At 64.4% G+C, this 7,548-nt stretch carries 6 protein-coding genes; 3 read left to right on the top strand and 3 right to left on the bottom strand.

The window, feature by feature from the left end:
• On the bottom strand, window positions 1-294 hold a 294-nt coding region (locus tag Aph01nite_RS40215; RefSeq protein ID WP_204046349.1), incomplete at its 3' end, for a hypothetical protein.
• 522 nt (window positions 295-816) lie between these two features.
• Window positions 817-1,224 (bottom strand): hypothetical protein, encoded by a 408-nt coding sequence (locus Aph01nite_RS40210; protein ID WP_204046348.1) that lies wholly within the window; start codon window positions 1,222-1,224, stop codon window positions 817-819.
• A gap of 871 nt (window positions 1,225-2,095) precedes the next feature.
• On the opposite strand from Aph01nite_RS40210, the gene Aph01nite_RS40205 reads away from it, so the two are divergent.
• From Aph01nite_RS40205 to Aph01nite_RS40195, 3 genes are all read left to right on the top strand, one after another.
• The gene (locus Aph01nite_RS40205; RefSeq protein ID WP_275419367.1) at window positions 2,096-2,626 is read left to right on the top strand and encodes a S1 RNA-binding domain-containing protein; all 531 of its coding nucleotides are present in this window, start codon (window positions 2,096-2,098) and stop codon (window positions 2,624-2,626) included.
• A 211-nt stretch (window positions 2,627-2,837) separates the two neighbouring features.
• Entirely contained in the window at window positions 2,838-3,188 is a 351-nt protein-coding gene (locus tag Aph01nite_RS40200; protein ID WP_204046346.1) for a site-specific integrase, read from the top strand.
• Between the two features lie 7 nt (window positions 3,189-3,195).
• Window positions 3,196-3,348 carry a hypothetical protein gene (locus tag Aph01nite_RS40195; protein ID WP_204046350.1) on the top strand — a complete coding sequence of 51 codons (153 nt, stop codon included), beginning with the start codon at window positions 3,196-3,198 and terminating at the stop codon, window positions 3,346-3,348.
• Window positions 3,349-3,937: 589 nt separating this feature from the next.
• Here the strand turns inward: Aph01nite_RS40195 and Aph01nite_RS40190 are convergent.
• The gene (locus Aph01nite_RS40190; protein ID WP_204046345.1) at window positions 3,938-7,219 is read right to left on the bottom strand and encodes an NB-ARC domain-containing protein; all 3,282 of its coding nucleotides are present in this window, start codon (window positions 7,217-7,219) and stop codon (window positions 3,938-3,940) included.
• Window positions 7,220-7,548: the final 329 nt, after the last annotated feature.

Below are 7,548 nucleotides of genomic sequence, written 5' to 3'. Positions count from 1 at the left end.
CCCCTTGGTCTGCTGCGGCGTGACCGAGACGTGGTAGGTGTACGGTCGGCCCGCAATCTGGATTGTTATCCAGAAACAGGCGAATACGTTGCCGGCGGGGGTTCCCTGGCGGGGGTTACAGTTTGTGTACCACATCATTGCCGTCTGGCCCGAAGGGCCGAAATGGAAGTCGCAGTAGACAGTGTTCGTCAGCGGGTGAGTCGTGTTTGATGAGGCGGATGCCATCGGGGCAATCCCGAGTACTGCCGCACTCAGTACCGCCAGGGTCGCGGTCGGCCGTGCGATGAAGGCCATTGTCCGCTTCAGGAATCTGGTTCGCACTTGTTGTTCATCCTTTCGCTTTGGTTCGAGCCGTGTGGTTCGCCGCAAACGAGGATGAAACGTTCCGATTGGATGGTCCTTGGCTCCCAATTGCGCCTCACCTGGCGCGAGGGCGCCGATAATTCATCCGTCCAGGTCAAGCCGCATGATGGTACTCCCGGAGGATGCCGCTGAGTCGATCATTCCGGCGGATGTTCAGACTCGCGATCTCCACAGAAACTCCGAAACCCTTTCTCATCTGCCAAAACATGGTGGACGATACTGGGATTGAGCCAGTGACCTGTTCCGTGTCCGTGTAGTTCCGATCATGGCCTGGCCTGGATTTCTCCAGAAGCCGCAGATAGGGGCGGAACGTAGGGGTCTGTTGACGCCGGTCCGGAGCAGTTCGGGAGTATCGCTTGCTCCCGCCGGGAGCGCGTCAGGGCGGGAGCAAACGGGAGCACGGCCACTACATCCGCTCGGCTGCGCCTGAGTTGGGTGTTTGAGCGGTCGACGTCAGGAGAAGTCGCCGTGGACTGTGTTGGTGCGCACGGTCAGGTACCACCCGCTGCTGGTCTTGTAGACCACATCGGCGAAGATCTCGTCTGAATCGTTGAAGTCCTCGTCCAGCGTGCTTGCGTCCGCGAGTGCCTCGGGCTGGCTGGAGCTGAAGAGGTACTGAGTGCCCTGGGTGCCGTCGTCGGCGTACGCATCCCACCTGGTGTAGGCGAGGAGCCCGCATGTGACCTCCAGCTTGTACAGCCTGAGCGGGTGGTCGTCTGGTGTGTCAGCGCTGGTGATGCTCAGGTTGCACCTGGGGATGGCCGCGGCCGGACTCGCGGTCACGATGGTCATTCCCAGGCTCAATGCGGCCAGCAACGCGACCGGCCCGGCGACCTTCTTTGCTATCCTGATCAAATTCATGGTGAGCTCTCTTGAACGGTGTCGTTATCCGACAGGGCGTTCCACGAGGTTCCACGTCGTTCCAACTGTGCTGCTCGAAACTCGAACTTGGGTGTGAGCTGCGGCTTTGGCAGCCGGTACGTGAGTTGTGCCGGAATTCATCCGTGCAGGTCGCAGAGGTGATCGTGTTCGCATGGCTCGGGACCGGGGAGTCGTGGGCGACGTTGTCAGTGACATGTCAGTACGAGGGTTCTAGTTGACATTAGATTCCTCGGAGCCGAACAGGGGGCAACGTCGGCGTCCTCCCGACCCGCGTCACAGAGAAGGACGCAGCCGGCGCACCAGTCCACCTGTGGTGGGCCGACCCGCTCAGCGCCACAGCCACCGCACTGGCCGACACCGGCGGCACCGGCGACCCTGGCCTGGCTCCTGGACGACTCTAACGGCAACATCGCCGACACCGCCGACACCGCCGCCTTCGTCAACGGAAACCTCAGCCTGACCGGCGGCGGCACCTTCGCACCCTTCGGCGACGCGAAGTCGGTGACCGGGGACTTCAGCGGCAACCCGCTCCGCTTCCACTATGAGTGGGTTATCTATCAGGAAGAGATACCTCTCTTCAACTCATATATCACCCCAATCCCAGGTGGGTAAACTATTACAATGGATACACCTGGTAGTCACTTGTCGGGGTGTAGCGTTTCTTGATGGTGGCCTCAATTTGTCTGCGGATTGAGGCTGCACCGAGAAGGAGCATTCAACTGTAGGCGCATGATCGATTGGACGGTGCCGCATCATGGACGGTGCGGCACCGTCGCGTGTGGCGTATGCAGGGCCAGGGATCATCAATTGGACGGTAAGTTCACTCGATCGTTTGGGGCGAAGGTGAAAAATGGTTTCCATAAATGAAGGGGGGGATTGTGGTGCCGAGAGAGTATTTTTGGACAGCTTGGAGGTGGGGCAAGTGATCAAGGGCTCTGTCTCCCTAATGACAGACTTTGGTGCATACGTCGATCTTGGTCCGATGGAAGGGTTGATAAGATCTCTGAATCTATCTTGGAGTCGTATAAACCATCCTTCGGAGGTTGTATGTGTCGGACAGGAAGTCACCGTCACCATCTTGCATATAGATCTAGCCGACGCCCAAATCTTGCTGTCGCGCAAGAGTTTGCTGCATGATCCTTTTCAGGATTTTGCTCGCACCCAGCTCGGCAACCTCGTGGAGGGCCGTGTCACCAAAGTGACTCCTATCGGTCTTTTTGTGGAAGTTGGAGAAGGTGTGGAGGGTTTGCTTCCTGAATCCGAATTAACAAAGGATGGGGTCGGCAGCTCAAGGGGTGTACTCAAAGCGGGGGATCACATTTCCGTCGAAGTCGCCACTATCAATTATGGTGAGCGTAGAGTTGCCTTGCGATTTCCTTAATTGAATGTGCGGCTGCGGAGACCGACTACTGGCCGACCACATGATCATCACGAAACTACCGAGCGTGGATCGGGAGGCGGTTCGGTGATGGGTTGGGTGTTCGCTTTGATCGGCGATGGCGATGGCGAGGTCCGCGTAGGAGAGGGCCGGCCGCAGACCCGGGTCTCAGTGGGGGCGGGCGTCGATCGCCTCCTGTAGAGGAGGCCCGGGCGTGGCGCCGGTAGCCGACGTGGGGTTCGATCACAAGAAGTTCGCGATCTACGTCTGGCGGTCGGTGCGTGTCGGCGGTGACACCAAGACCAAGCAGTCGCGCCGGACGCTGGAGATCCCCACGCTGGCCGCCGACGCGTTACGCCGTCATCACACCCGCCAGGCCAAGCGACGTCTCAAAGCGGGCAAGGCATGGCAGGACCACAACATGGTCTTCGCCACCCGTGTCGGCGCCCCGATGGACGCCGCGAACGTGCGGCACTCCTTCCAGCGGATCACCACGAACGCGGGAATCGGGAAAGGCTGGACTCCCCGGGAACTCCGGCCACTCGTACGTGTCGATCATGAGTGACCACGGCGTGTCCATCGAGACCATCGCCGATCTCGTCGGGCACGCGGGCACGCGCGTTACCGAAGCGGTCTACCGTTTGCAGCTCAGACCGGAGATCACCAAGGGTGCGGAAGCCATGAACATCATCTTTAGCGACAATCCTCAGCAAGAATCCGCCTGAGGTGGCTCCCCGTTTGGCTCCCGAAGATCTAAAAGGGTCCCGGAGAAACTCCGGGACCCTGGCTCACCTGCTGAAACATGGTGGACGATACTGGGATTGAACCAGTGACCTCTTCCGTGTCAGTGTAGTTCTGATCATGGTCTGACCTGGAGTTTCTCCAGAAGCCGCAGGTCGGAGCAGAACGTTGGGGTCGGTTGACGCCCGTTCGGAGCGGTTCGGGAATGTCGTTCGTTCCCGCCGGGAGCGCGTTTGGGCGGGAGCAAACGGGAGCACGGCCGCGACATCTGCTCGGCTGGGCTGGGTAGGTAGACGCGAGTCGGCTGCTGTAGGCAGTGGAGGGTTGCTGCTTGGCTGACCCTGGCCCGGCTGTCGTCGGCAGTCCCTGGCAGACACCGTCGCATGATCCCCAGCAGCTTGCTCGACGCCAGTCCTAAAAGGCAACGCGGGTCGGGGACGCGAACCGGGCTGCCGGGTCCATCTCCACTTTCTGGTGGGCCGGTTGCTCGGCACGCGCTACGGCGCCACACCGGACGCCCTCAACGACCTGATGCGCGAAGTCGGCCTGGACCCCTCCTACACCGGTGCCCTCTCAGGGCAGGTAGGTGAGCATGTGCACCCCGGCCCCGCCGACGGTGCAGAGTCTCGTTCCGTCAGGATGCCACGCGATGCCGGTGAGGCCGTGGCCGATACGGAGGGCACAGCGGCACTGATGATTTGCGACCTGCCACATTCGCACGGTCCCGTCGCCGACGGTGGCGAGTAGGGTGCCGTCGGGGGAGAAGGCGCACCTGACCACCCAGCCGGTGTGATCGAACTTCGCCAGTGCGGAACCGTCGGCCACCCGCCACAGCCGGGCAGCCCGGTCGTCACCGACGGTGGCGAGCTGCGTGCCGTCCGGGGAAAATGCGCAACCGTTCACGAAGTCGGTGTGTCCGGTCAGCACCCTTTGCTGGATACCGTCAGCGATCTGCCACAGGCGGGCTGTCTTGTCCTCGCCTACGGTGGCGAGCAATCGGCCATCGGGGGAGAAGGCGCAGCCGTTCACGAGGTCGGTGTGTCCGGTCAGCACCGCGTAGGGGCGGCCGTCGTCGACGTGCCACAGCCGGGCCGTGTGGTCGCCGCCGCAGGTCGCGACCAGTGTGCCGTCCGGAGAGAACGCACAGCTGATCACAGCACTGGTGTGTCCGGTCAGCACGGCGTGGGAGCGGCCATCGTTGACGTGCCACAGCCGGGCCGTGTGGTCGCTGCCACCGCCCACCATAAGCGTGCCGTCTGGGGAGAAGGCGCAACTGTAGACCCGGCCGGCGTAGCCAGTCAGGGCGATTCGCCGAGTACCGTCCTCCACCCGCCACAAGTGGACTGCGCCATGCGTGCTGGTCGTGGCCAGGAGGGCGCCATCAGGGGAGAAGACCGCCTGGCTGACCGTCCTGCGGTGGCCCAGCAGCGCCTTCTGATGGCCGGTGGGCAGCTCCCACAGCCGCCCCGTCTGGTCGTTGCCTGTGGTCGCGAGCAACGACCCGTTCGGGGAGAAGGCGCAGTCCCGCACCCAGCCGGCATGGGTCTCCAGGACGGTCTCCTGGACGCCGGTCCCGACCCGCCACAGCCGCACCATTCCGTCTGCTTCGCCCGCTGCGAGCAATGTGCCGTCTGGGGAGAAGGCACACGACCCCACGTGGCTGGCGTGGCCGCCGAGCACCGCGTGCTGGTCGCCGGTTGGCGCCTGCCATAGTCGAACGGTCCGATCGCTGCCGTGGGTGGCCAACAGCGTGCCATCCGGGGAGAACACGCAACTGCGCACCGCACCGATGTGTCCGGACAGCACCGCCTGCTCGCCGTGATCGGCGATGCGCCAAAGGCGGGCCGTCTCGTCGACGCTGGTGGAAGCCAGCAGGGTGCCATCGGGGGAGAAGGCGCAACCCCAGACGCCACTGGTGTGACCCACCAGCGCCGCCTGTTGGAGACCCTCAGGCAGTTGCCACAGCCGGACCGTCGCATCCTCTCCAGCGGTGGCCAGCAATGTGCCGTCTGGGGAGAACGCGCAGTCCCACACCCCGCCGGTGTGACCTGACAACACTGCCTGCACCGACCCGTCGGCCACCCGCCAAAGGCGAACCGTCCGGTCGTCGCTGGTGGTGGCCAGCAATGTGCCGTCTGGGGAGAACGCGCAACTGGTCACCGGGCCGGTGTGGCTATCAGCGGCTTGCTGAGTCGGGTCGGCAAGGTCGGGCAGGGAGGGGGCGGGCTCCAGGAACGGCCTGGACAGGGTGGTCCGGTAGCGGGCGAGGATGGTTTCCAGGGCGGCCACGCCGTGCAACTGACCCGCCAGGGTCGCGCCGAGCGCGGTGGGCGGGTCGATCGGGCCGAGCAGATTCGCGCCCCGCTGGAGCGCCGAGCGCAGCGCGCTGACCTCTGGTGTGTCGACCAACTCCAGGTCAGCGGCGACGGGAACCGCCGAGCCGAACCGTGCGGTCTTGACCTCCGCCCACCGCAGATCCGTCAGGAGCGCGGACAGTTCGCCGGTCCGGCCCGCCTGTTTCAGGTGATGGGGAAGGTAGCGCCACAGGTAGTCGGCGTCGGCGGGTAATAGCCACCACGACGTCGGCTCAGGATGGGAGGGCAGCAGCCCAGCCGCAGCGTCGACCAGGCGCCTGTGTACGTCGGCCTGTTCCAGGGCGCTGCGCCGGGTGAACAGATAGCCGCGCATCACGTCATGGAGAACCAGCCGCGGGCCGGGTGAATCCAGCCTGTAGTCGGCCGCCAGGCCCAGCCCCACCAAGTCCTCGCACAGCGCGTCGGCCCTGCCATACGGCCATAACAACCGAAGCATGTCCATCGGAATGTCGACATCCTCGGGGAACACCGCGAGGTCCAGGTAACGCTCCCTGTCGTCGGGATCGAGCAGGGCCAGGCTCGCCTCGACTGTCGCGGCGACGGCTTGGCCGCGATCCGCAGGGCGTGCCGGGTCGAACGCCAGCGGCCCCTCTGCAGCCAGCTTCGACGCGATCTCCTCTGCTGCCTGCTCAGATGGTTGACCGCGCGCAGCCCGGCGCCGCAGCACTCCGTTGACCAGGTTCAGCAAGATCGGCCACCGTCCAGCCAAATTAGTCAGCCGATCCGCCGCCTGCGCCGAAAGCCCCGTCACGCCATCCGTGACCAGCTGACGGGCCTGCTCAGCCGACATGACGTCCACCAGGATGCGCGGCCCGCCGCCGGGCAACAGGTCGGGGATGCGGGTGGTCACCAGCCGGGTACAGCGCCCTCCGCCGATGCGAAACGGCCTGATCTGGGATTCCACCCACACGTCATCGATGACCAGCAGCACCGCCCCCCGCTGGTCCAGCAGCCGACCCAGCTCCGAACCGGCCGCGACCGGGTCGGAAATCGCCGGCCGCTGCCCACTCAGCGCGAAGGCCAGGTCATTTATCCGCACAGCGAGATCCGCGCCGTGCACCTCCTGGCCGATCGTCACCCAGAGCAGGCCGCCGGGAAAGCGCCGGTCGATCTGCGGCCGGTGGCACACCCAGGTGGCCAACTGAGTCTTGCCGAACCCACCCGCACCGTGCAGCCCCGTGGTCAACCCCACCTCGTCCGCCCCCGGCGTGATCAACGCCTCGACCAGCCGATCACTCAATTCCGGGCGCAGCACCATCCGGTCCAACGGCGGAGCCATCCACGGTCGCCGCCGACCCCCGTCCACGGCGGTGACCCGATCCCGATCGGCGAGCACCAGCACCACCCCGAGCGCGGTGATCGGCAGAGCCAGGATGTTTGCCCACCCTGCCACCTGGGTGAGATCCCCCGCCGTCAGCGCCCACACCGGGAGGGCTACACAAACCATCATCAGGGTCCACCCGAGCAGGACCCAGCCCACTCGGCTCCGCCACGACCGCCGGGACCACCACGCGCGCCAACCCACTGGCCCATTGTTGATGGCACCACGCTGTTCCCGCAGCCCTGACGACAACATCACTCAACGCCTCACACCGAATTCGTTGTGAGTCCTGGCGGCGGCACTGCTCTGCTCAAGGTGAGCATCGTCTGTCTTACTGCGGAGCTTGTATGCCGCCCTAGATCTTCCCCAAGGGTCCAACTGGATAGGGCCATCCGGAGGCACGGGAGTCGGTGTGCTCCCGTTTCGCTCCCGCTTCCATGGTCGATGATCACCGCAACAGAAATCCCAGGCCGTTGACCTGGGATTTG

The organism is Acrocarpospora phusangensis, assembly GCF_016862995.1.
Classification (GTDB): domain Bacteria; phylum Actinomycetota; class Actinomycetes; order Streptosporangiales; family Streptosporangiaceae; genus Acrocarpospora; species Acrocarpospora phusangensis.
Note: the sequence above shows the minus strand (reverse complement) of the source record. Positions and strands in the feature narration are given on the sequence as shown.